At 69.8% G+C, this 20,839-nt stretch carries 21 protein-coding genes; 12 read left to right on the top strand and 9 right to left on the bottom strand.

All coding sequences use genetic code 11. The features are described 5' to 3' along the window. Window positions 1–56 precede the first annotated feature (56 nt). From KV394_RS14140 to KV394_RS14120, 5 genes are all read right to left on the bottom strand, one after another. A complete protein-coding gene (locus KV394_RS14140; protein WP_247981710.1) occupies window positions 57–1,220 on the bottom strand; it encodes a tyrosine-type recombinase/integrase in 1,164 nt (387 codons plus the stop codon). A gap of 376 nt (window positions 1,221–1,596) precedes the next feature. Beyond that, window positions 1,597–2,163: a hypothetical protein gene (locus KV394_RS14135; protein WP_247981709.1), complete on the bottom strand. Its 567-nt coding sequence runs from the start codon at window positions 2,161–2,163 to the stop codon at window positions 1,597–1,599. Between the two features lie 3 nt (window positions 2,164–2,166). Beyond that, window positions 2,167–3,315 (bottom strand): zinc-dependent alcohol dehydrogenase, encoded by a 1,149-nt coding sequence (locus tag KV394_RS14130; RefSeq protein WP_247981708.1) that lies wholly within the window; start codon window positions 3,313–3,315, stop codon window positions 2,167–2,169. A 174-nt stretch (window positions 3,316–3,489) separates the two neighbouring features. After that, complete coding sequence (locus KV394_RS14125) at window positions 3,490–4,830, bottom strand: cryptochrome/photolyase family protein (RefSeq protein ID WP_247981707.1); 1,341 nt, start codon at window positions 4,828–4,830, stop codon at window positions 3,490–3,492. Next, window positions 4,827–5,204 carry a DoxX family protein gene (locus KV394_RS14120; protein WP_136033611.1) on the bottom strand — a complete coding sequence of 126 codons (378 nt, stop codon included), beginning with the start codon at window positions 5,202–5,204 and terminating at the stop codon, window positions 4,827–4,829. The genes KV394_RS14125 and KV394_RS14120 overlap by 4 nt, the downstream gene beginning before the upstream one ends. Window positions 5,205–5,286: 82 nt before the next feature. On the opposite strand from KV394_RS14120, the gene KV394_RS14115 reads away from it, so the two are divergent. The 3 genes from KV394_RS14115 to KV394_RS14105 all read left to right on the top strand — a co-directional run bounded on the left by KV394_RS14115 (window position 5,287) and on the right by KV394_RS14105 (window position 8,235). Further along, window positions 5,287–5,646, top strand: a complete 360-nt coding sequence (locus KV394_RS14115; RefSeq protein ID WP_247981706.1) for a YnfA family protein — start codon at window positions 5,287–5,289, stop codon at window positions 5,644–5,646. 121 nt (window positions 5,647–5,767) lie between these two features. Further along, window positions 5,768–7,693: a threonine--tRNA ligase gene (thrS, locus tag KV394_RS14110; RefSeq protein ID WP_240744640.1), complete on the top strand. Its 1,926-nt coding sequence runs from the start codon at window positions 5,768–5,770 to the stop codon at window positions 7,691–7,693. Further along, entirely contained in the window at window positions 7,690–8,235 is a 546-nt protein-coding gene (locus tag KV394_RS14105) for an HIT family protein (protein ID WP_247981705.1), read from the top strand. The genes thrS and KV394_RS14105 overlap by 4 nt, the downstream gene beginning before the upstream one ends. 3 nt (window positions 8,236–8,238) lie before the next feature. Here the strand turns inward: KV394_RS14105 and pdxY are convergent, their stop codons facing one another. Both pdxY and KV394_RS14095 read right to left on the bottom strand, forming a co-directional pair. Next, window positions 8,239–9,090 carry a pyridoxal kinase PdxY gene (pdxY, locus tag KV394_RS14100; protein WP_136033620.1) on the bottom strand — a complete coding sequence of 284 codons (852 nt, stop codon included), beginning with the start codon at window positions 9,088–9,090 and terminating at the stop codon, window positions 8,239–8,241. A 46-nt stretch (window positions 9,091–9,136) separates the two neighbouring features. Continuing rightward, entirely contained in the window at window positions 9,137–10,444 is a 1,308-nt protein-coding gene (locus tag KV394_RS14095; RefSeq protein WP_168387311.1) for an aminotransferase class I/II-fold pyridoxal phosphate-dependent enzyme, read from the bottom strand. A 90-nt stretch (window positions 10,445–10,534) separates the two neighbouring features. Between KV394_RS14095 and pdxS the strand changes: the two genes are divergently transcribed. Both pdxS and pdxT read left to right on the top strand, forming a co-directional pair. Then, window positions 10,535–11,428, top strand: a complete 894-nt coding sequence (pdxS, locus tag KV394_RS14090; protein WP_247981704.1) for a pyridoxal 5'-phosphate synthase lyase subunit PdxS — start codon at window positions 10,535–10,537, stop codon at window positions 11,426–11,428. Further along, a complete protein-coding gene (gene pdxT / locus KV394_RS14085; RefSeq protein ID WP_136033626.1) occupies window positions 11,418–12,029 on the top strand; it encodes a pyridoxal 5'-phosphate synthase glutaminase subunit PdxT in 612 nt (203 codons plus the stop codon). Before pdxS ends, pdxT begins: the two co-directional genes overlap by 11 nt. Window positions 12,030–12,044: 15 nt before the next feature. On the opposite strand, the gene KV394_RS14080 is transcribed toward pdxT, so the two are convergent. Both KV394_RS14080 and KV394_RS14075 read right to left on the bottom strand, forming a co-directional pair. Continuing rightward, on the bottom strand, window positions 12,045–12,968 hold the full coding sequence (locus KV394_RS14080) for a phosphotransferase (RefSeq protein ID WP_247981703.1): 924 nt from the start codon (window positions 12,966–12,968) through the stop codon (window positions 12,045–12,047). Between the two features lie 61 nt (window positions 12,969–13,029). Continuing rightward, complete coding sequence (locus KV394_RS14075) at window positions 13,030–14,391, bottom strand: pyridoxal phosphate-dependent decarboxylase family protein (RefSeq protein WP_247981702.1); 1,362 nt, start codon at window positions 14,389–14,391, stop codon at window positions 13,030–13,032. A 125-nt stretch (window positions 14,392–14,516) separates the two neighbouring features. Between KV394_RS14075 and KV394_RS14070 the strand changes: the two genes are divergently transcribed. The 7 genes from KV394_RS14070 (at window position 14,517) to secF (ending at window position 20,805) form a co-directional block, all read left to right on the top strand. Further along, a complete protein-coding gene (locus KV394_RS14070) occupies window positions 14,517–15,278 on the top strand; it encodes a YebC/PmpR family DNA-binding transcriptional regulator (protein WP_136033632.1) in 762 nt (253 codons plus the stop codon). Between the two features lie 45 nt (window positions 15,279–15,323). After that, a complete protein-coding gene (gene ruvC, locus KV394_RS14065) occupies window positions 15,324–15,908 on the top strand; it encodes a crossover junction endodeoxyribonuclease RuvC (RefSeq protein WP_247981701.1) in 585 nt (194 codons plus the stop codon). A gap of 9 nt (window positions 15,909–15,917) precedes the next feature. Next, a complete protein-coding gene (gene ruvA / locus KV394_RS14060) occupies window positions 15,918–16,538 on the top strand; it encodes a Holliday junction branch migration protein RuvA (protein ID WP_136033636.1) in 621 nt (206 codons plus the stop codon). Next, window positions 16,531–17,556, top strand: a complete 1,026-nt coding sequence (ruvB, locus tag KV394_RS14055; RefSeq protein ID WP_136033639.1) for a Holliday junction branch migration DNA helicase RuvB — start codon at window positions 16,531–16,533, stop codon at window positions 17,554–17,556. Before ruvA ends, ruvB begins: the two co-directional genes overlap by 8 nt. 78 nt (window positions 17,557–17,634) lie before the next feature. Beyond that, on the top strand, window positions 17,635–18,030 hold the full coding sequence (locus KV394_RS14050) for a preprotein translocase subunit YajC (RefSeq protein WP_136035854.1): 396 nt from the start codon (window positions 17,635–17,637) through the stop codon (window positions 18,028–18,030). Between the two features lie 55 nt (window positions 18,031–18,085). After that, the gene (gene secD, locus KV394_RS14045; RefSeq protein ID WP_136033641.1) at window positions 18,086–19,816 is read left to right on the top strand and encodes a protein translocase subunit SecD; all 1,731 of its coding nucleotides are present in this window, start codon (window positions 18,086–18,088) and stop codon (window positions 19,814–19,816) included. Beyond that, on the top strand, window positions 19,816–20,805 hold the full coding sequence (gene secF / locus KV394_RS14040) for a protein translocase subunit SecF (RefSeq protein WP_136033643.1): 990 nt from the start codon (window positions 19,816–19,818) through the stop codon (window positions 20,803–20,805). The genes secD and secF overlap by 1 nt, the downstream gene beginning before the upstream one ends. Window positions 20,806–20,839 lie beyond the last annotated feature (34 nt).

Here is a 20,839-nt window from a genome sequence, read left to right as displayed (position 1 = left end):
GAAAACGCAGGTCAGGAGCGCGTTCGCTCCCAACCTGCGTATTCGCTGTGAATGAGTCAGTCAGCCACGCGGCGAACCATCTTGGCGACAAGTTCCGACGAGCGGCCTGTCTCGTGCTGGTACCGCATCGCCGCGCCAGTCGAGGAATGGCCGAGTCGTGCCATCGTGTCGCGGAGCGTCGCACCCGTCGCCGCGTACCGCGTGCCTGCGAAGTGACGGAGCGCGTGGAACGGCATGTCCTCGCGTCCAGCCGCCTTGCGCGCCGGGTACCAGTAGCGCGTGAACGACGACTGCATTAGGTGGCTCGCACCGTCAGCGCCTGGGAACAGCAAAGACTCACCGAAGCGGCCCGTGTGCTCCTCAAGGTGCGCGAGCACGTCAGCGAACACGAACGACGGGAGTTCCACCACGCGCACGCCGCTGTCCGACTTCGGCGGGCCGACCTTGAAGCCCTGGCCCGTGATGTGCACGACAGCGCGCTCCACGCTCAGCGCGATGGACACGACCTCACCAGCGCGGCGCTTCACGTGCACGTCTTTCCGCCGCAGTTCGGTTGCCTCGCCATAGCGGAGCCCACCCCACGCGGCGACGAGCACGAGCGCACGGAACCGAGGCGTGATGCTCGCGACGATGACATCGAGCTCGTCGTCGGTGGGCGGCGCGACCTTCCGGCCCGTGACCGTCGTGGCTCCGCCCTTGATCGTGCACGGCGTCGCCGTGATGAGTTCGTTCTCCAGCGCGCTCGCGTAGATCGACTTGAGCAGGCCGTAGGCGCTGGCCGTCTGCGTGCGCCGTCCCGTCGCCAACAGCGACGCGCGCCACGCCTCGACCTCGGCGCGCGTGACGGCTGAGAGCGGACGCTGTGCGAACGGCGCGAGCGGAGCGGCGAGCAGTCGCCGGTACTCCTGCATGGTCGTAGCCCTCAGCGGCTCGCCCTTGCTGTTGAAGCGCGTCCCGAGCCATGTCTCCGCATACGCGGCGAACGTCAGGCCGTCGCGCTGTCGAGCCGCCGTCTCATCGGCGGGTGACTGCCATGTGCTCAGCGCGATCCGATCCTGCACCGAGCGCAGAAACGCGCGAGCATCAGTCATCGTCGTGAATGTGCTGGGCGCGTTGTGCCGTACCCCGTCAGGCCCGACATAGGTGGCCTGGTAGCGCCCACTGGGCAACTTGCGCAGGGAGCCGAACGTCTCGCGGCGCTTTCGCTTGGGCGCGCTCATCGCTCGTCGTCCCGTGCGCGGTCGTCCTCGACGGCCAGCATTGCGCGGGCTGTAGTGTCGTCCATGATTCGCTCCTTCTCAGCGAGTCGAGACGCCCTGGGCCTAGCCGCCTGGGGCGTCGTCGTTGAGATGAGGTGCGCGTGCATTACACGTGCGTTCCAGCATCCCGACTTATGTGCGCTTCTGCGCGCTCATGACGATAAGGCACGGACAGTCGTTGCCAGGCAGGACAAGACATATTGCGTGCGCGTGCCCGCGCATGACCGCCTACGAGGATTTCGCGGCCAGACAAATTCGATCCCAGTATCGCGCACCACCAAAAACCCCCGGGATCCCGGGGGTTTTTCGCGTTTCAGGGAAGCGCTCGACCGTCTGGTCAACCGCGGCGGAACACCGTGCGTACGAGGGACACCGTCATGACGACGGCGACGACCCAGGGCCCTGCCACGATGATCGGGTCGAGCCAGGTGTGCCGGACGTCGACCCGTCCCCGCCCGAACCGCGAGGTGAGCGGACGGTGTCGCGGCTCTGCGAGGATCCCGGTCTGCGTGATCGGGTTGTCGGGGCGCGGAGTGGCCAGCGAGCGCACATGGGCTCCGACGGCCTCGATGCGGTCGCCGGCCACGAGCAGCAGCCACCGGGTGTTCTTCGTCTCGCTGAAGTGGTCATAGGCGAAGCGGCGCACTCTCCCGGAGACGCCGTGCAGCGGTTGCGCCGTACCGAACACCGGAGGCACCATCGCGTGCTCGATGGAGTGTTCCCGTCCCTCCCTGCCGGGCTGCGGATCCGGGCGCGTCCAGTGCGCACCCGTGTCGCCGTAGTCCTCGAGCTGCTGCCACGTGCGGCGGTGCTCGGGGGGAAGGTCGGTGCCCCAGCCCGGGATGCGGTCGCGGAGCTCGTCCGCTGTCGGTGCCAGCGTCGGCTTGTGCGCTTCGTACGGCATGGCTCAGTCCTCTCCGATCGTGATGACGGGTTTGATGCAGTCGTCCAGCTTGCTGGAGAACACGTGGTAGGCCTCGGCGATGTGCTCGAGCGGGAAGCGGTGCGTCAGGAGCTCGCTCGGCCGCACGTGACCAGCCTGGATGTGCTCGAGCAACCGCGGCCACTGCCGCAGGACGGGTGCCTGGTTGCCGCGGATCGTGAGGCCCTTGTTCATCGCGTCGCCGAGGCGCACGGCGGATACCAGTGGGCCGTACGCGCCGATCATCGATACGGTCCCGCCTTTGCGCACGGAGTCGATCGCCCAGTTCACGGCCACGGGGGACCCGCCCTGCAGCTTGAGCTTGGCCGCCGTTACGTGCTGGAGGAGGTTGCCGTCGGCCTCCGCGCCCACGGCGTCGATCGCCACGTCGGCACCCAGGTATCCGGTCGCCTTCTTCATGGCGAGCACGGGGTCGCCGACCTCGCCGATGTGCATCGTCTCGGCGAACGCGAAGTCCCTGGCCTTGTCGAGCCGGTAATCCAGGTGGTCGAGGACGATCACCCGGCCTGCGCCGAGGAACCAGGCCGAGCGGGCGGCGGCCAGACCCACGGGTCCGGCACCGAAGACCGCGACGGTGTCGCCCTCCGCGATGTCGCCGAGCTGCGCGCCGAAGTACCCGGTGGAGAACGCGTCGGTGAGCAGTAGCGCATCCTCCGACGAGAGCCAGTCCGGCACGACGGAGGGTCCCACGTCGGCGAAGGGCACGCGCACGAACTCCGCCTGCCCGCCGTCGTAGCCGCCCGTCGTGTGGGAGTAGCCGTAGATGCCTCCTACGGCCGTCGCGTTCGGGTTCACGTTGTGGCAGTTCGAGAAGAGACCGCGGGTGCAGAAGTAGCAGGACCCGCACGCGATGTTGAACGGCACCATCACCCGGTCTCCGACCGAGAGGCTCTGCACCGAGGATCCGACGTCGTGCACGATGCCGACGATCTCGTGGCCGAACGTGTGGCCGATCCGGGTGTCCGGCATCATGCCGTGGTAAAGGTGCAGATCCGACCCGCAGATCGCGGCGTGCGTGACACGCACGATCGCGTCGTTCGGGTGCTCGATCCGCGGGTCCGGTTTCTCAGCGACCTGGACCTTGTAGGGTCCGCGGTACGTCATGGCGCGCATAACTGTTCCTCTCGTTCGACGATCGGTGGGGTGCAGGCGGCCGGACGAGCGTCGTGCCGTGATGTCACCGGAGTGACGAGCATGGGGACCTCCGAGCTGCGGTGAGGTGCCGACGCTAGGTCGGCGGTTCTCACCGACGCAGACCGTTGACGATCGTGCGAGCGAGGAGTAGCTTCACGCCCCCGCGCGCTTGACCTCGTCGTACGCCGCGAGTGCGGCCTTGCGGGTCTCGGCCAGGTCGACGATCGGCGCGGTCGGGGCATCGGGGGCCCACCGCGCGACGTACTCTCCGTCCCCGTCGAACTTCTTCGCCTGCAGCTCCGGGTTGAACACACGGAAGTACGGGGCCGCGTCCGCCCCGGACCCCGCGACCCACTGCCAGTTGAACGCGTTGTTGGCGCCGTCTGCATCGACCAGCGTGTCCCAGAACCACTCCTCGCCGAGCCGCCAGTCGATTAGCAGGTTCTTGATGAGGAAGGACGCGGTCACCATCCGCACCCGGTTGTGCATGTACCCGGTGTGCCACAGCTCGCGCATCCCCGCGTCGACGAGGGGGATCCCGGTCTCGCCGTGCTGCCAGGCATCCAGCTGCCGCGGGTCGAGTCCCGGCCAGGGGAACGCATCGAACTCGGGCCGGAGGTTCTTCGTGGCCAGATCGGGGAAGTGGTAGAGCGTGTGCCAGGCGAACTCGCGCCAGCCGAGCTCGGACAGGAACCGTGCAGAGCCCTCGACCCGGGTCGCCTCGGCCCACACGGTGAACGGGCTCAGCTCGCCCCAGCGCAGCCGGGGGGAGAGCAGGGAGGTCGCACCGGCGGCCGGCGCGTCCCTGGCCGCGTCGTACGCCGGGAGATCGTGGTCGAGGAAGTGTCGCAGCCGCCGTCGTGCTGCCGGCTCGCCCGGCTCCCAGGTGTCGCGGAGACCGCCCGCCCAATCCGGTGTCGTGGGCAGCAGCTCCCAATCACCCGGGGCATCGGAGCGCGGCGGTCGCGCCACCCCGTCGAGTTCGCGCGGCTCCGGCAGGGGAGCACGGGGCGCGGGCAGTGCGCGGCAGGCGCGCCAGAACGGGGTGAAGACGGAGTAGTGCGTGCCGCTGCCCGTGGTGACGGTCCACGGCTCGTGCAGCAGGGAGCCCGCGAATGACTCCACCGTCAGGCCCTGATCGCGCAGCGAGCTCTTCAGCGCCGCGTCGATCTCCCGCTCCGGTCGCCCGTATCGACGGTTCCAGTAGACGGCGCCCGCCCCGCTCTCCGCGACGACCTCGTGCACCACGCGCTCGGCCGGGCCGCGCCGCAGCACGAGCCGGGCGCCCTTATCCCGCAGCCGCTCGTCGAGGGAGAGCAGCGAGTGATGCAGCCACCACTTCGCAGCACCTCCGAGCGGGCGGATCCCCGGCGACTCCTCGTCGAGCACGAACATCGCGATCACGGGCGCGTCCCGATCCATCGCGGCACGCAGCGCCGGATGGTCGGCGAGGCGGAGGTCGTCGCGGAACCAGACGATCGAGGGGGAGGTCATCGCGTCGCCCACAGAGCCCAGGCGATCAGGGCCGGTTGCAGGAAGAGACGGCCGAACCGACGCGCGTCCGTGTCGAGCCCCGGAGTGGAGCGTCCGGTGCGCCACTGATGCCAGTTGCCGGGGAAGACCGCGGCGAAGAACCCCGCCGTCGCCCAGCCGATCCGGCGGCGCTCCCGCGGCAGCGCGATCAGTCCCGCGGCGAGCGCGACCTCGACGGCGCCCGACGCGATCACGATGGCATCCTTGTCCATCCGCGTCGCCTCGGTCGCCCAGTCGGGCACCACCACCCGGAAGCCGCGCGTCTGCGTGAAGTGCAGCACGCCGACGGCGCCGAGGGCGAGAGCGAGGATCCAGCGGGCGATCGTCCGGGTCATGGGGCCACGCTACCGTCCGGTCCGGCGGTTGCGGCGCCCCGTCGTTCGCGAAGCCGTCCTCGTGTCCTGACACACTGAGGTGGTGACCGTCTTCCGCATCGTCGTGCTGTTCGTCCTCGCCGCCGTCGCCGAGATCGGCGGTGCCTGGCTCATCTGGCAGGCCGTCAAGGAGGACCGCGGTTGGCTCTTCGCGGTCCTGGGGGTCATGGCGCTGGGGGCGTACGGCTTCGTCGCGGCGCTCCAGCCCGACGTGAACTTCGGCAGGGTGCTCGCCGCGTACGGTGGGATCTTCATCGCCGGATCCCTCGCCTGGGGCATCATCGTCGACGGTTTCCGTCCCACGGTCTGGGACTGGGTCGGGTCGGCGGTCGCGCTCGTGGGCGCGGCGATCATCATCCTCGCCCCGGCGGCCGCGTCCTCCTCGGCCGAGCCGGTGGCCTGACGGTCGGCGGCCCCCGGCCATACGAGTAGCCTAGATCCAGACCCAGATGGAGTGATCAGTGCCTGAAAACGCCCAGCCGACCGACGGCTTCGCCCTGTTCTCTGACCGAAACGTCGTCGCGATGCGCGTCAACGGCGAGCTCAAGGACCTCGCCACGACCCTGACCGGCACCGAGCAGGTCGAGCCGGTCACGATCGACAGCCCCGACGGCCTGAACATCCTGCGCCACTCGGCCGCGCACGTGCTCGCGCAGGCCGTGCAGCGCATCAACCCGCAGGCGAACCTCGGCATCGGCCCGCCCATCACCGACGGGTTCTACTACGACTTCGGCGTCGACACCCCGTTCACGCCGGAGGACATCAAGGCCATCACGAAGGAGATGCAGCGCATCGTCCGCGAGGGCCAGCGCTTCGTGCGTCGTGTCGTGACCGATGACGAGGCGCGCGCGGAGCTCGCCGACGAGCCGTTCAAGCTCGAGCTGATCGGGCTCAAGGGCGGCAAGGAGGCGGCCGAGGGCGCGTCGGTCGAGGTGGGCGAGGGCGAGCTCACGATCTACGACAACACGACCCGCGACGGCGAGGTCGTCTGGAAGGACCTCTGCCGCGGGCCGCATCTGCCCAACACGCGCATGATCGGCAACGGCTGGGACCTCACGCGCATCGCCGCCGCCTACTGGCGCGGCAGCGAGAAGAACCCGCAGCTGCAGCGCATCTACGGCACCGCCTGGCCCACGAAGGACGAGCTGCGCGCGTACCAGCACCGGCTGGAGGAGGCCGCCAAGCGCGACCACCGGCGACTCGGCAAGGAGCTCGACCTGTTCTCCTTCCCCGAGGAGATCGGGTCGGGCCTGAGCGTCTGGCATCCGCGCGGCGGCGTGGTGCGCGGCGAGATGGAGCAGCACGCGCGCAAGCGGCACATCGAGGGCGGCTACACCTACGTGTACACGCCGCACATCTCCAAGGAAGACCTCTTCCTCACCTCGAACCACCTCGTCACCTACAAGGACGGCATGTTCCCGCCCATCGTCATGGACGAGGAGCGCGACGAGAACGGCGAGATCACCAAGCAGGGCCAGGACTACTACCTGAAGCCCATGAACTGCCCGATGCACATCCTCATCTACAAGGAGCGCGCGCGCAGCTATCGCGACCTCCCGCTGCGGTTCGCGGAGAACGGCACGGTCTACCGCAACGAACTCTCCGGGGCCCTGCACGGCCTCACGCGGGTGCGCGGCTTCACGCAGGACGACTCGCACCTGTTCGTCACACCCGAGCAGCTGGAGGAGGAGGTCGGCAAGGTCCTCGAGTTCATCCTCTCGATGCTCCGCGACTTCGGCCTCACCGACTTCGAGCTCGAGCTGTCGATGAAGGACGACGAGAAGTCGAAGTGGATCGGCTCGGACGAGTTCTGGGAGTCGTCCACCGACGCCCTGCGCCGCGTGGCCGTGGCCTCCGGTCTCAAGCTCACCGAGGTGCCGGGCGAGGCGGCGTTCTACGGGCCGAAGATCGACCTGAAGACGCGCGATGCGATCGGCCGCACGTGGCAGCTGTCCACGGTGCAGGTCGACCCCAACCTGCCCGAGCGCTTCGACCTCGAGTTCATGGACAAGGACGGCCAGAAGAAGCGTCCGATCATGATCCACCGGGCGCTGTTCGGCTCGATCGAGCGGTTCTTCGCGATCCTCCTCGAGCACTATGCGGGCGACTTCCCGGTATGGCTCTCGCCGGTACAGGTCGTGGGGATCCCGGTCGCGGACGACTTCGCCGACTATCTGGGTGAGGTGATCGACACGCTCCGCTCCCGCGGTGTGCGTGCCGAGCTCGACACCTCCGACGACCGCATGCAGAAGAAGATCCGCACGCACACGACCGGCAAGGTCCCGCTGCTGCTGATCGCCGGGGAGCAGGACCGGGCCGCTGGCACCGTCTCCTTCCGCTACCGCGACGGCTCGCAGGAGAACGGCGTGCCGATCGCGCAGGCGGTCGACCGCATCCGCGCTGCCATCGACAGCCACGCCCTGGTGCAGACGGCCGGGGACCTGGCATGACCGAGGGGGAGCAGTCGCTGGAGGATGCAGGTCGCCTCGCCGGCGTGCCCGACGAGTTCCAGCGGCTGTGGACCCCCCACCGGATGGCCTACATCCAGGCGGGACCGGAGCCCCTGCGCGAGGAGTGCCCGTTCTGCGAGGCGCCGAAGTACCCCGACGCCGAGCGGCTCATCGTGGCACGGGGCACGACCGCGTACGTGCTGCTGAACCTGTTCCCGTACAACTCGGGGCACCTGCTGGTGTGCCCGTACCGTCACATCGCGACGTACGACCAGGCGAGTCCGGAAGAGGTGGCCGAGATCGGCGTGCTCACCCAGACGGCCATGCGGGTGCTGCGCGAGGTCTCCGGATGCGACGGCTTCAACCTGGGAATGAACCAGGGGGCGGTGGCGGGAGCCGGCGTGGACGCGCATCTGCACCAGCACGTGGTGCCGCGGTGGCGCTCCGACGCGAACTTCTTCCCGATCATCGCGAAGACGAAGGCGCTCCCGCAGCTCCTCGGCGAAGTGCGGGAGGCCGTCGCCCACGCGTGGCCGGAGTGACCGTCAGCGCACCTGCCGTGCGGTGAACTGCATGCGCGGGTGCGCGTAGAACTCCTGCGCCTCGATGAGCTGCAGCTCGCGCTCACCCGAGTCGAGCGTCGCCTGCAGCAGGTCGTACACGCTGGAGGCGGTGCGCTCGAGCGCGGTCTTGGCGCTGCCGGTCTCGACGTAGTGCGCCGTGAACAGGGCGGCGGTCACGTCACCGGAGCCGTTCGCCTTCATGGGGAGGTGCGGCGTCTGGACGAGCCAGGCACCGTCGCCGTCGACCGCGAGCATCTCGATGGTCCCCTCCTCGCGGTCGGGCCGCTCGACGCTCGTCACGAGCACCGTGCGGGGGCCCATGGCGCGGGCGAGGTCGACCGAGGCGAGCGTGGACTCGAGCGTGTCGGGTTCGGTCTCGGTGAGGAACCCGAGCTCGAACTGGTTGGGGGTGATGATGTCCGCCACCGGGACGACGCGCTCGCGCAGCAGGATCGGGATCGCGGGGGCGACGAAGCAGCCCGACTTCGCGTTGCCCATGACCGGGTCGCACGCGTAGACCGCGTCGGGGTTGGCGGCCTTGACGCGCGCGACCGCATCGATGATCACGTCACCGATGCCCTCGCCTCCCTGGTAGCCGCTCAGGACGGCGTCGATCTGCCCGAACACTCCGCGGTCCTCGATGCCGGTGATGACCTCGCGCACGTCGGCGGGGTCGATCAGCGGTCCGCGCCAGGCGCCGTAGCCGGTGTGGTTGGAGAAGTTCACGGTGTAGACGGGCAGCACCTCGACGCCGATGCGCTGCAGCGGGAACACCGCGGCGGAGTTGCCCACGTGCCCGTATGCCACGGCGGACTGGATGGAGAGGATCTTCATGAGCGAGCGCTTTCGGTCAGGGCGGGCAGGTGCCCGCGACGGGTGGTCATCGCGCGGCCGCGACGAGGTCGGCGACGAGCGTGTCGGCTTCCGCGTCGGTGAGGTCGTGGACGGTGAGACGGAGGTGGTGGGACGGATCGGCGCGGTCGTCGAGGGAGAACTCGTCACCGGTGCGGGCAAGCCACCCCCGCCGCATCAGGTGCTCGGCGACCTCGCGCGCGGGCCGGGGGAGTCGCACCCAGAGGCTCAGCCCGTCTGGCGCGGCGACGTCGATGCCGTGCGCGCGCAGGCGTGCCGCGAACGCGGCGTTGCGCTCCGCGTAGTGCGCACCGGCGGTCGCGACGGTCGTCATCGCATCCTCGTCGGTCAGCTGTGCCAGGGCGAGGCGCTGCAGCAGGTGGCTCACCCACGTGGTGCCGGGGCTGAGTCGCATCGCGAGACGTTCTGCGGTGTCGGGGTCGGTCGCCGCGATCGCGAGGCACATGTCGGGTCCGAGGAACTTCGACACCGAGCGCACGAGGGCGAAGCGCCGATGGTCCTCGCTGATCAAGGACTCGTACGGGCGCTGCGACAGCAGCGAGAAGTGGTCGTCCTCGATGATCAGGACGTACGGGTGATCGGCGAGGACACCGCGCAGCTCGGCGGCGCGCTGGGCCGTGAGACCCACGCCGGTGGGGTTCTGCGCCCGCGGTGTGCAGATCACGGCCCGCACGCCGGCGTCGAGAGCCGCCCGCAGTCCGTCGACCGTCATTCCCTGGTCGTCGACGGGGACCGGGACGGCCCGATAGCCGCCGAGCCGCACCGTGTGGATGCTGGCGAGGAAGCACGGATCCTCGAGCGCCACGGCGTCGTCGCGCATGAGCGCTTGGGCGAGCAGCCGCTCCACCGCATCGACCGCTCCGCTCGTCACAGTGATCCGGAAGTCCGCGTCCGGAAGGTCGGCCGCCATCCACCGGCGCGCCCACTCCTCCAGCCCCGGGTCGATCACGGGTTCGCCGTAGAGCACGGGACGGCTCGCGATCGTCATCAGCGCGGCCGACGGGTCGGGGATGCGTGCGGGGTCGGGGTTGCCGGTGCCGATGTCGCGGAGCACGGTGTCGGCCGCGTAGCCCTCCTGTGCCACGGCCTCGATCCCCGCGACCGTGGTGCCGGCGCGTCCGCGCGACAGGACGAGTCCCGCCTGGGCGAGCTGGCGGTAGGCGGCGACGGCGGTGTTGCGGTTGACGCCGAGGGTGGCGGCGAGCTCGCGCACCGGCGGGAGGAGGGCTCCGGGAAGCAGGATCCCGCGGTCGCGCAGGGCGCGCACGCTGTCGGCGATCTCCGCCGCCGTGCTGCCTGTGATCCGGTCGCTCATGATCCTCCTCCGCGATTCTAGGTGGGATCGGACAGTGCTACGTTTGATCTAGATCAAACCCGATTACGGATCATCCGACAGGAGCTCCCCATGTCCGAGCAGAACACCACCGGATCGTCGCGCGTCAAGCGCGGTCTCGCCGAGATGCTCAAGGGCGGCGTCGTCATGGACGTCGTGACCGCCGAGCAGGCGAAGATCGCCGAGGACGCGGGCGCCGTCGCCGTCATGGCGCTCGAGCGCGTGCCGGCCGACATCCGCGCGCAGGGCGGCGTCTCGCGCATGAGCGACCCGGACATGATCGACAGCATCATCGATGCCGTGTCGATCCCGGTGATGGCGAAGGCGCGCATCGGTCACTTCGTCGAGGCGCAGGTGCTGCAGGAGCTCGGTGTCGACTACATCGACGAGTCCGAGGTGCTCTCGCCGGCCGACTACGTGAACCACATCGACAAGTTCGGCTTCACGGTGCCCTTCGTGTGCGGCGCCACGAACCTCGGCGAAGCGCTGCGACGCATCAACGAGGGGGCGGCGATGATCCGCTCGAAGGGCGAGGCCGGAACGGGCGACGTGTCCGAGGCGATGAAGCACATCCGCAAGATCCGCGGGGAGATCGCTGCGCTCACGGCTCTCCCGAAGGACGAGCTGTTCGTCGCCGCGAAGGAGCTGCAGGCGCCGTACGAGCTGGTCGCCGAGATCGCCGAGACGGGCACGCTCCCCGTCGTGCTGTTCGTGGCCGGCGGCGTCGCGACCCCCGCGGACGCCGCGATGATGATGCAGCTCGGAGCGGACGGCGTGTTCGTCGGCTCCGGCATCTTCAAGTCGGGCAACCCGGCCGAGCGCGCGAAGGCGATCGTGAAGGCCACGACGTTCTTCGACGACCCGAAGGTGATCGCCGAGGTGTCCCGCGGGCTCGGCGAGGCGATGGTCGGCATCAACGTCAGCGACCTGCCGGCGCCGCACCGGCTCGCCGAGCGTGGCTGGTAGCCCGCGGGTCGGCGTGCTCGCGCTGCAGGGCGATGTGCGCGAGCACGCCGCCCTGCTCACCCGGCTCGGCGCCCAGGTGGAGCTCGTCCGGCGCCCGGAGGAGCTGGCCGCCGTGAACGGCCTGGTGATCCCGGGTGGCGAGTCCACCGTGATCGACAAGCTGTCGCGCACGTTCGGGATGCAGGAGCCGATCCGCGACGCGATCGCCGCCGGGCTCCCGGTGCTCGGCACGTGCGCGGGGCTGATCATGCTGGCCGACACGGTCGTCGACGCGATCGAGGGCCAGCAGTCGTTCGGAGGGCTCGACGCGGTGGTCAGGCGGAACGCGTTCGGCCGTCAGGTGGAGTCGTTCGAGGCGCAGCTCGACGTGGCGGCCTTCGGTGCACCGCCGGTGTCGGCGGCGTTCATCCGCGGACCGGTCGTCGAGTCGATCGGTCCTCGTGCGACCCCGCTCGCGGCGCTACCGGACGGCCGCGTGGTGGCGGTGGAGCAGGGAGCGCTGCTGGGCCTGAGCTTCCACCCGGAGATCTCCGGCGAGACCCGCTTCCACGAGCGCTTCCTCGCCCGCGTCGAAGGCGGCCACTCCGTCGCCGCCGCCTGACCGCCCGAGGCGTCGTCACACCAGGGCGGCCAGCCACCGCAGCGCGGGACCGGCTTGCGCCCGCTGGAAGGCGCGCAAGCCGGGGAGCTGCGGAATCTCCGGCCTGCTCTGTTCGGCCCAGAGGTACGAGGCGAAGCCCGCGATGACCGGCAGCAGGTCCCTCGGAGGGGGAGCGCCGTGCTCCTCGAACACCGGGTAGGCCTGCGTGCAGGTCGGTCCGCCGCTCGCCTCGATGCTCGGCAGCACGCAGGGGAGGTCGACCCATGCGGCCCCGCGGCGCGCATGCGGCCAGTCGAGCAGGTGGGCGCGACCGTCGGCGATGAGGATGTTGTCGGCCCGGACGTCGTCGTGGACGAGGACATCTCCGCGCACGGCCCCCGCGAACTCCGCCTCCAGTTCACGCAGTCGGGGCAGCGAATCCCGGACCGACGGGGGCAGAGCGCCGCGGAGGTCGGGGGTGGCGGCGATCTCCTGCCAGCGCGTGAAACCCGGCACCATGCTCTCGTCCGCGGCCGTCAGGGTTCTCGGTGCCGGCGTGGTGCCGACGACGGCGAGGGCGTCCGCCACCGCGTGCAGGTCATCCGCTGTCCACGGGCGCCCCGGATGGCGGCCGTCGATCGCCTCGACGACCAGCACCGCACCGATGTCGTCCTGCACCGTCCCCAGCACTCGGGGCGCGACGCCCGAGGGGAGGGTCGACAGCGTGACGATCTCCTGGCGGAGCAGGCGCACCGAGTCGGCGTGCCAGTCCGCGCCCGCGGCCTTCACGAAAGCCCGACCGCCGGTCGTGACCACGGTGCCCGCGTACGTGGCGCTGAAGCCGCCGTGCGCGGGGGCGTCGGAGATGTACTCTCCGCCGATCACGTCCAGCGCCGCGGCGCGGAGGCTCTCGGGCAGGGAGGTCCACGCGGGGCGGAGGCGGTCGGCTCCTGCGGTCACACCCTGCTCCTCTCGCGCGCGATCAACGGCGGCCTCGACCGTAGCAGGCGGGCGAGTCGGGTCAGGGGAGAAGGGCACGGATGGCGTGCACCGTGCGGTCGATGTCGTCCGCGGTCGTCGCCCACGACGACATCGAGCAGCGCAGCGCGGCTCGCCCCCGCCATTCCGCTCCGGTGACGACGGCCGTGCCGTCGACCAGGATCGCGGCACCGAGCTCGCGGGTCGCCTCGTCCGTGCCGAGCCGGAACATCACCTGGGTGTAGTCGACGTCGTTGATCACCTCGATCGCGTCGAGCCCGCGCAGGCCGGAGGCCATGCGTACGGCGTTGTCGTGGAGGCGGTCGACGAGATCGGCTACCCCGGAACGCCCGAGGCTGCGCAGCGCCGCGTACGCCGGCACCCCGCGGGCGCGGCGCGACAGCTCCGGCGTCACATCCCACGGGTCGAGGCCGGAGTACACGAGGTAGTCGCCGCCGGTGCGGAACGCCGCGATCGAATCGGCGGGATCGCGGACGATCGCCATGCCGCAGTCGTACGGCACGTTCAGCGTCTTGTGTGCGTCGGTCGCCCAGGAGTCCGCGTCCTCCATGCCGGCGGTCAGATGTCGCAGCGCGGGGGAGGCAGCCGCCCACAGACCGAAGGCGCCGTCCACGTGCACCCAGGCGCCGTGTCGGCGTGCGATCGCGATCAGCGCGCGGAAATCGTCGAACGCTCCGGTATGGACCTCTCCCGCCTGCAGGCACACGATGAGCGGGCCGGATCCGCCGTCGAGGACGCGCTCGAGCTCGGCGGGGTGCATCCTGCCCTGCGCGTCGGCATCCACCACGTCGACCTCGGCGCAACCGATCCCGAGGAACCGTGCCGCGCGGTCGATCGATCCATGACGATCGGCACCCACCACGAACCGCACCGGCGGCGAGGAGCGCAGCCCCCGTTCGGCGAGGTCCCACCCCGCCCGCGCGAGCACGGCGTTCCGTGCGGACGCGAGGCAGGTGAAGTTCGCGAGCTGACCGCCCGTGACGAAGCCGACGCTGCTCGCGGACGGGAGGCCGAGCAGCTCGAGCAGCCACTGTCCTGCCACCCGCTCCATCGCGACGGTCGCCGGGGTGAGCAGGGAGGAGCCGGAGTTCTGATCCCACGCGGACACGAGCCAGTCCGCGGCGAGAGCGGCCGGATGAGTGCCGCCGATCACGAATCCGAAGAACCGTCCGCCGGGGATGGCCACGAGTCCGGGCTCGGCCTTCGCCGCGATGTCCTCGACAACGGCCGCGGGGTCCTCCGCCCGCTCCGGGAGAGGCGTGCCGAACACCTGCAGCATCTCGTCGAGGCTCGCGCGCGGCCACACCGGTCGATCGTCGAGGGTGCCCAGGAACGCCTCGGCTCGACGGCGAGCGGCGTCGAGAGCACGCTCCCGGTCGCCCATGCGGTCAGTCTCCCACCGCCGCAGCGCCCCGACAAGGCACTGTGCCGCCGGGTGTTCCGCGGTGTTCCTTTAGAATGGACGACGCCCTGGACACGCGCCGGGGCCCTGACGACGAGCGGAGACTTATGTCCGGGCATTCCAAGTGGGCCACGACCAAACACAAGAAGGCCGTCATCGACGCGCGCCGTGCCAAGTCCTGGGCCAAGCTCATCAAGAACATCGAGGTCGCGGCCAAGCTCGGCGGCGCCGACCTGCAGGGCAACCCGACCCTGTTCGACGCGGTCCTCAAGGCCAAGAAGACGTCCGTCCCGAAGGACAACATCGACCGGGCCATCAAGCGCGGTGCGGGCATCGGCGGCGAGGCCGTCGAATACACCTCGATCATGTACGAGGGCTACGGCCCCAACGGTGTGGCGCTCATGATCGAGTGTCTGACCGACAACAAGAACCGTGCCGCCGCCGAGGTGCGCACCGCGCTGAGCCGCAACGGGGGCACGCTCGCCGACCCTGGCAGCGTCGCGTACAACTTCAGTCGCAAGGGCGTCATCGTGGTCGGGTCGGAGGGCACGACCGAGGACGACGTGATGATGGCCGCGCTCGAGGCGGGGGCCGAGGAGATCGAGCCGCACGCCGAGGGCTTCGAGGTCATCACCGAGGCGAGCGACCTGGTCGCCGTGCGCAGTGCGCTGCAGGAGGCGGGCATCGAGTACGAGTCGGCCGACGTCGAGTTCGTGCCGAACCTCAAGGTCGAGATCGACGCCGACACGGCCCGCAAGGTGTTCCGACTGATCGACGCGCTGGAGGACAGCGAGGACGTGCAGAACGTCTTCAGCAACTTCGACCTGTCGGCCGAGGTCCAGGCGGAGCTCGAGAACGACGACGCGTAGGCGCGGCTGACCTCGATGGGCACGTTCCGCGCCTAGCCTGGGACGGTGACGTCGACCATCCGCGTGCTGGGCATCGACCCGGGACTCACCCGCTGCGGTGTCGGGATCGTCGACGTCGACCGGACCCGCCGGGGCACCCTCGTGCACGTCGGTGTGATCCGCTCGGCGATCGATGCACCGATCGGCGAGCGACTCGCGGTCGTCGCCGCCGGGATCCGCGAGGCGATCGCCCAGCACCGCCCTGACGCGGTCGCGGTCGAGCGCGTCTTCGCGCAACAGAACAGCCATACGGTGATGGGCACGGCGCAGGCGAGCGGGGTCGCGCTCCTCATCGCCGCCGAGTCAGGGCTTCCCGCGGCGACCCACACGCCCAGCGAGGTCAAGGCGGCCGTCACGGGCTACGGCTCCGCCGACAAGAGGCAGGTGCAGGCGATGATCGCCCGCATCCTGCGTCTGGATGCGCCGCCGCAGCCGGCGGACGCCGCGGACGCTCTCGCGATCGCCCTATGTCACGCCTGGCGCCGCGGGGCGCCCCGAGCCGGCGGTGCGGCGGGCGGACTGACCCCCGCGCAGCGGGCCTGGGCGGACGCGGAGCGTGTCGCTCGAACATATGTGCGAGCGACCTCCTAGGCTGGGAGGATGATCTCCTCTCTGCACGGCACCGTGCTGCACACGACGCCGGACCAGGTCGTCATCGACGTGGGTGGCGTGGGCTTCGCGGTCGCTGTCCCCGCCGATGTCGCGCACACGGCGACGGTGGGGGAGAAGCTGCGCCTGCACACGAGCCTGATCGTGCGCGAGGACGCCCTCTCGCTCTTCGGCTTCGCCGATCGGGCGGAGCTGGAGATCTTCACGCTGCTGCTCAGCGTGACGGGCGTGGGGCCGAAGTCGGCGCTGGGCGTGCTGTCGCATCTGACGACGGACCAGATCGCCGAGGCCGTCACCGCCGAGGACGACGCCCCGTTCCGGCGTGTGTCCGGCATCGGGCCTAAGACGGCCAAGCTCATCGTGGTGCAGCTCGCGGGGAAGGTGCACGCCGTTGCCGCCCCGGCCGCGACGCAGGCCTCGGGGGGGAGTGACATCGTGTCGCAGGTCGCCGCCGCGCTCGTGGGTCTCGGGTGGTCGGAGAAGGTGGCCGCCGAGGCGGCGACCGAGACCGCTGCCGCGGCGACCGAAGCCGAGCGGGCGTCGGTCGCGTCGCTGCTGCGGCGCACGCTCGCCCTGCTCGGCCCGGCGCAGGGAGGATCGGCGCGTGTCTGACCCGCTCGACCCGACCGAGCCCACCGACGAGTCGGAGCTCGCGATCGAGGGCGCGCTGCGCCCCTCCAGCCTCGGCGACTTCGTGGGCCAGCAGAAGGTGCGCGGCCAACTCCAGCTGCTGCTCGAGGCCGCGCGCCTGCAGTCCCGACCCGCCGATCACATCCTGCTCGCGGGTCCTCCGGGACTCGGCAAGACCACGCTCGCGATGATCGTCGCCCACGAGAGCGAGCGTCCGCTCCGTATGTCCAGCGGCCCCGCGATCCAGCACGCGGGAGATCTCGCAGCTCTGCTGTCGAGCCTGATGCCGGGCGAGGTGCTGTTCATCGACGAGATCCATCGCATGGCCCGCTCCGCGGAGGAGATGCTCTACCTCGCGATGGAGGACTACCGCATCGACATCATGGTGGGCAAGGGTGCGGGCGCCACGAGCATCCCCCTGGAGCTGTCGCCGTTCACCCTGGTCGGGGCGACGACGCGCTCGGGCCTGCTGCCCAATCCGCTCCGCGACCGCTTCGGGTTCACCGGCCATCTCGAGTTCTACGAGGAGGGCGAGCTCGAGCAGGTCATCGCGCGTTCCGCGTCGGTGTTGGGGGTCGGGCTCCCGACCGACGCCCTCTCCGAGATCGCGCGCCGATCTCGAGGAACCCCCCGAATCGCCAACCGCCTGCTGCGCCGCGTGCGCGACTACGCGCTGGTGCACGGCGACGGTGCGGCGACGCTGCACGACGTGCGGGCGGCGCTGGAGCTCTATGACGTCGACGCGATCGGTCTCGACCGGCTGGACCGAGCGGTGCTCGACGCGCTCGTCCGGCGTTTCCGCGGGGGACCGGTGGGTCTCAGCACCCTCGCGGTCGCGGTGGGCGAGGAGGCCGAGACCGTGGAGAGCGTGGTCGAGCCGTACCTCGTCCGCATCGGATTCCTGGGGCGCACGCCGCGCGGACGGGTCGCGACACCCGAGGCGTATGCGCACCTCGGGGTGGCGCACCCCGACGGGATGCTCACGCTGGATGACCTATAATCGCTGAAGGCTTCCCCCGATACCTCTGTGCGCCCAATGGCTGGTGCGTGCACCTGAGAAAGGCGCTTCCCCATGCCCATGGAATTCGTGCTCTTCGGCCTTCTGGCCGTGCTCCTGATCTTCATGATCTTCAACACGCGCAAGCGGACGAGGCAGATGAAGGCCGAGCAGGAGGAGAAGGCCACCAAGACGGTTCCCGGCGCCAAGGTCCTGCTGCAGGGCGGCATCTACGGCACGATCGTGGCGTTCGACCCGGACGACCTGGACGCGCCGGCCCTCGTGGAGATCGCCCCGGGCACCGTCATCGAGGTGCACAGCCAGGCGATCCTGCGCATCGTCGAGCCGAAGGACGCTATCGTTGAGGCGCCCGTGGACGGCGTGGATGACCACATCGTCGACGAGCCCGCCGCCCCCACGGCGGAGACGCCGGAGGAGACCCGCGCCCGTCTCGAGCGGGACGCCGACGACAAGTAAGACAGCGGCCCTCGTGGTCGCTCGGATCATCGTCCTCCCAGAAAGCTGAACACACGTGGCTTCATCTTCACCTGTCCGTCACGCCTGGCGGGTCCTCCTCGGCCTGCTCCTCGTGACGGGCGTGCTCTTCGGCATCAACGCGCTGGGTGTGTACGTCTTCAAGCAGAGTTCGTGGGCGCCGGAACTGGCGCTCGACCTGCAGGGCGGCACGCAGATCATCCTCAGCGCCGAGACCGAGGACGGCGCAGCGCCGTCACAGGAGCAGCTCGACCAGGCCGCGGCGATCATCCGCCAGCGCGTGGATGCTTCGGGTGTCGCCGAGGCCGACATCACCACGGAGGGCGGCCGCAACATCGTCGTCCAGATCCCGGGTGAGGCCGACGAGCAGACCAGGGAGCGCATCCAGTCCAGCGCACAGCTCGAGTTCCGTCCGGTCCTGTACACGACGGCCGCGAGCACCGAGTTCGTGGGCGACGACGGCAACTCCACGCCGTTCCCGAGCCCCGACCCCGGCCTGAACGCCACTCCGACGGCGGAGCCGACCGACGCGAGCGATCTGTCGTGGGTGACCGAGAAGCTGGCCGCGGAGTTCCAGGCGTACGACTGCGCCAACCCCGACAACGATCCGTCGCGTGCGCCGAAGGACGAGCCGGTCATCGCCTGCTCCCCGGACGACACCCAGAAGTTCCTCCTCGGCCCGATGGAGCTCGACGGACGCGCGATCACCGACGCGTCGGCAGGCCGCGACCCCAAGAGCGGCGCCTGGATCGTGCAGCTCACGATGAACGGCGATGGCGCGGACGCGTTCGGCAAGGTCAGCACGCGCCTCAACCAGAACCGCATCGACGGTCTGTCGCCGCGCGACCAGTTCGCGTTCGTGCTCGACGGCGACGTGATCAGTGCGCCGCGGATGAACGGCGTGATCCTCGACGGCCGTCCCAGCATCTCCGGCAGCTTCACTCAGGAGAGCGCGACGACGCTCGCGGATCAGCTCAAGTTCGGTGCGCTGCCGTTGAGCTTCGAGGTGCAGAGCTCCGACACGATCTCCGCGACCCTCGGCACCCAGCAGCTCCAGATCGGGCTCATCGCGGGTCTGATCGGCCTGGCGCTGGTCGCGGTCTACTCCTTGCTGTCGTACCGCGCTCTCGGGACGGTGATCATCGCGTCGATCGCGGTGATGGCGGTGCTGACGTACATCGTGATCTGCATCCTCGCGTGGCGCATCGGGTTCCGCCTGTCGCTCGCGGGCGTCGCGGGTCTGATCGTGTCGATCGGTTTCACGGCCGACTCGTTCATCGTCTACTTCGAGCGGATCCGAGACGAGCTGCGCGACGGCAAGTCGATCACGGCGGCGGTCGAGGACGGATGGGGTCGCGCGAAGCGCACGATCTACATCTCGAAGTCGATCAACATCCTCGCGGCCGTCGTGCTCTACATCCTCGCGGACTCCACGGTGAAGGGCTTCGCGTTCACGCTCGGCCTGACCACCGTCATCGACGTGATGATCTTCGTCATCTTCACTCACCCGGTGATGCAGCTCCTCGCGCGGACGCGCTTCTTCGGCGGCGGCCACAAGCTCTCCGGGCTCGACCCGGCGGCACTCGGCGCCGTGTACCGGAGCCGGTCGCAGTACCGCGAGGTGGCGACGGCATCGGCAGGTCGCGGCGCGAAGAACGCGCGCTCACGCGGTGAGGCGGACCGCCGTCAGACCATCGCCGAGCGCAAGCGTGCCGAGGCCCTCGCCGCGGAGAAACAGACCAAGGGCGGAAGCGAGGGAGACGCCTGATGGCTTCCATGAACGAGTTCGGTAACAACCTCTACACGGGAAAGACCTCCTTCCCGTTCGTCGGACGCCGTCGGCTGTGGTTCATCATCGCGATCGCGCTGGTCGTGGGGTCCGCGCTCGTGCCGCTGTTCCGTCCCATCCAGTTCTCGATCGAGTTCACGGGCGGGTCGCAGTTCACGGTGAACGCCCCGGCCACGCTGAATCAGGACACCGCGAGCGAGGCCGTGCAGTCCGTGGTGCCCGGCGCCGCGACCAAGGTCGTCATCGTGAACGACCAGGACATCCGAGTCCAGACCGACCAGATGACGGCGGCGGAGACGCAGCAGGTCGCCGGCGCTCTCGCCGACGCGTACGAGGTGGAGCCCGACGCGGTGACCTCCTCGTTCATCGGTCCCGCGTGGGGTGAGAGCGTGACGCGGCAGTCCCTGTGGGGTCTGGCGATCTTCCTCGCGCTGACCTTCCTGATCCTGGCGATCTACTTCCGCACCTGGAAGATGTCGGCCGCAGCGATCATCGGGCTGCTCGACGTGCTCGTGATCACGGTGGGCGTGTACGCCCTGGCCGGTTTCGAGATCTCCCCGGCGGCGGTGATCGGGTTCCTCACGATCCTGGCGTACTCGCTCTACGACACCACCGTGGTGTTCGACAAGATCCGGGAGAACACGACGGAGGACGGGGAGAAGACCGCGCGCCTATTCGGCGAGTCGGTCAACCTTGCGGTGAACCAGACGCTGATCCGATCGATCAACACCTCGGTCGTGGCGGCGCTCCCGGTGGGCGCGATCCTGTTCATCGGTGCGTTCTGGCTGGGCGCGGAGACGCTGACCGACATCTCGCTCTCGATCTTCGTCGGCATCCTCGTGGCGACCTACTCGACGCTGTTCGTCGCGGCACCCCTCTACTCGCTGTTCCGCGAGAACGAGCCGCAGATCAAGGAGCGCGACGCCCGCATCCGTGCGGCGCGCGAGAAGGCGGCCGTCGAGGCCTGACGCCCCCGCTGCGCGGGGCTCGCCCCCTCTCAGC

The organism is Microbacterium sufflavum (assembly GCF_023101165.1).
GTDB classification, from domain to species: domain Bacteria; phylum Actinomycetota; class Actinomycetes; order Actinomycetales; family Microbacteriaceae; genus Microbacterium; species Microbacterium sufflavum.
This window is presented reverse-complemented; position numbering and strand designations above follow the sequence as displayed.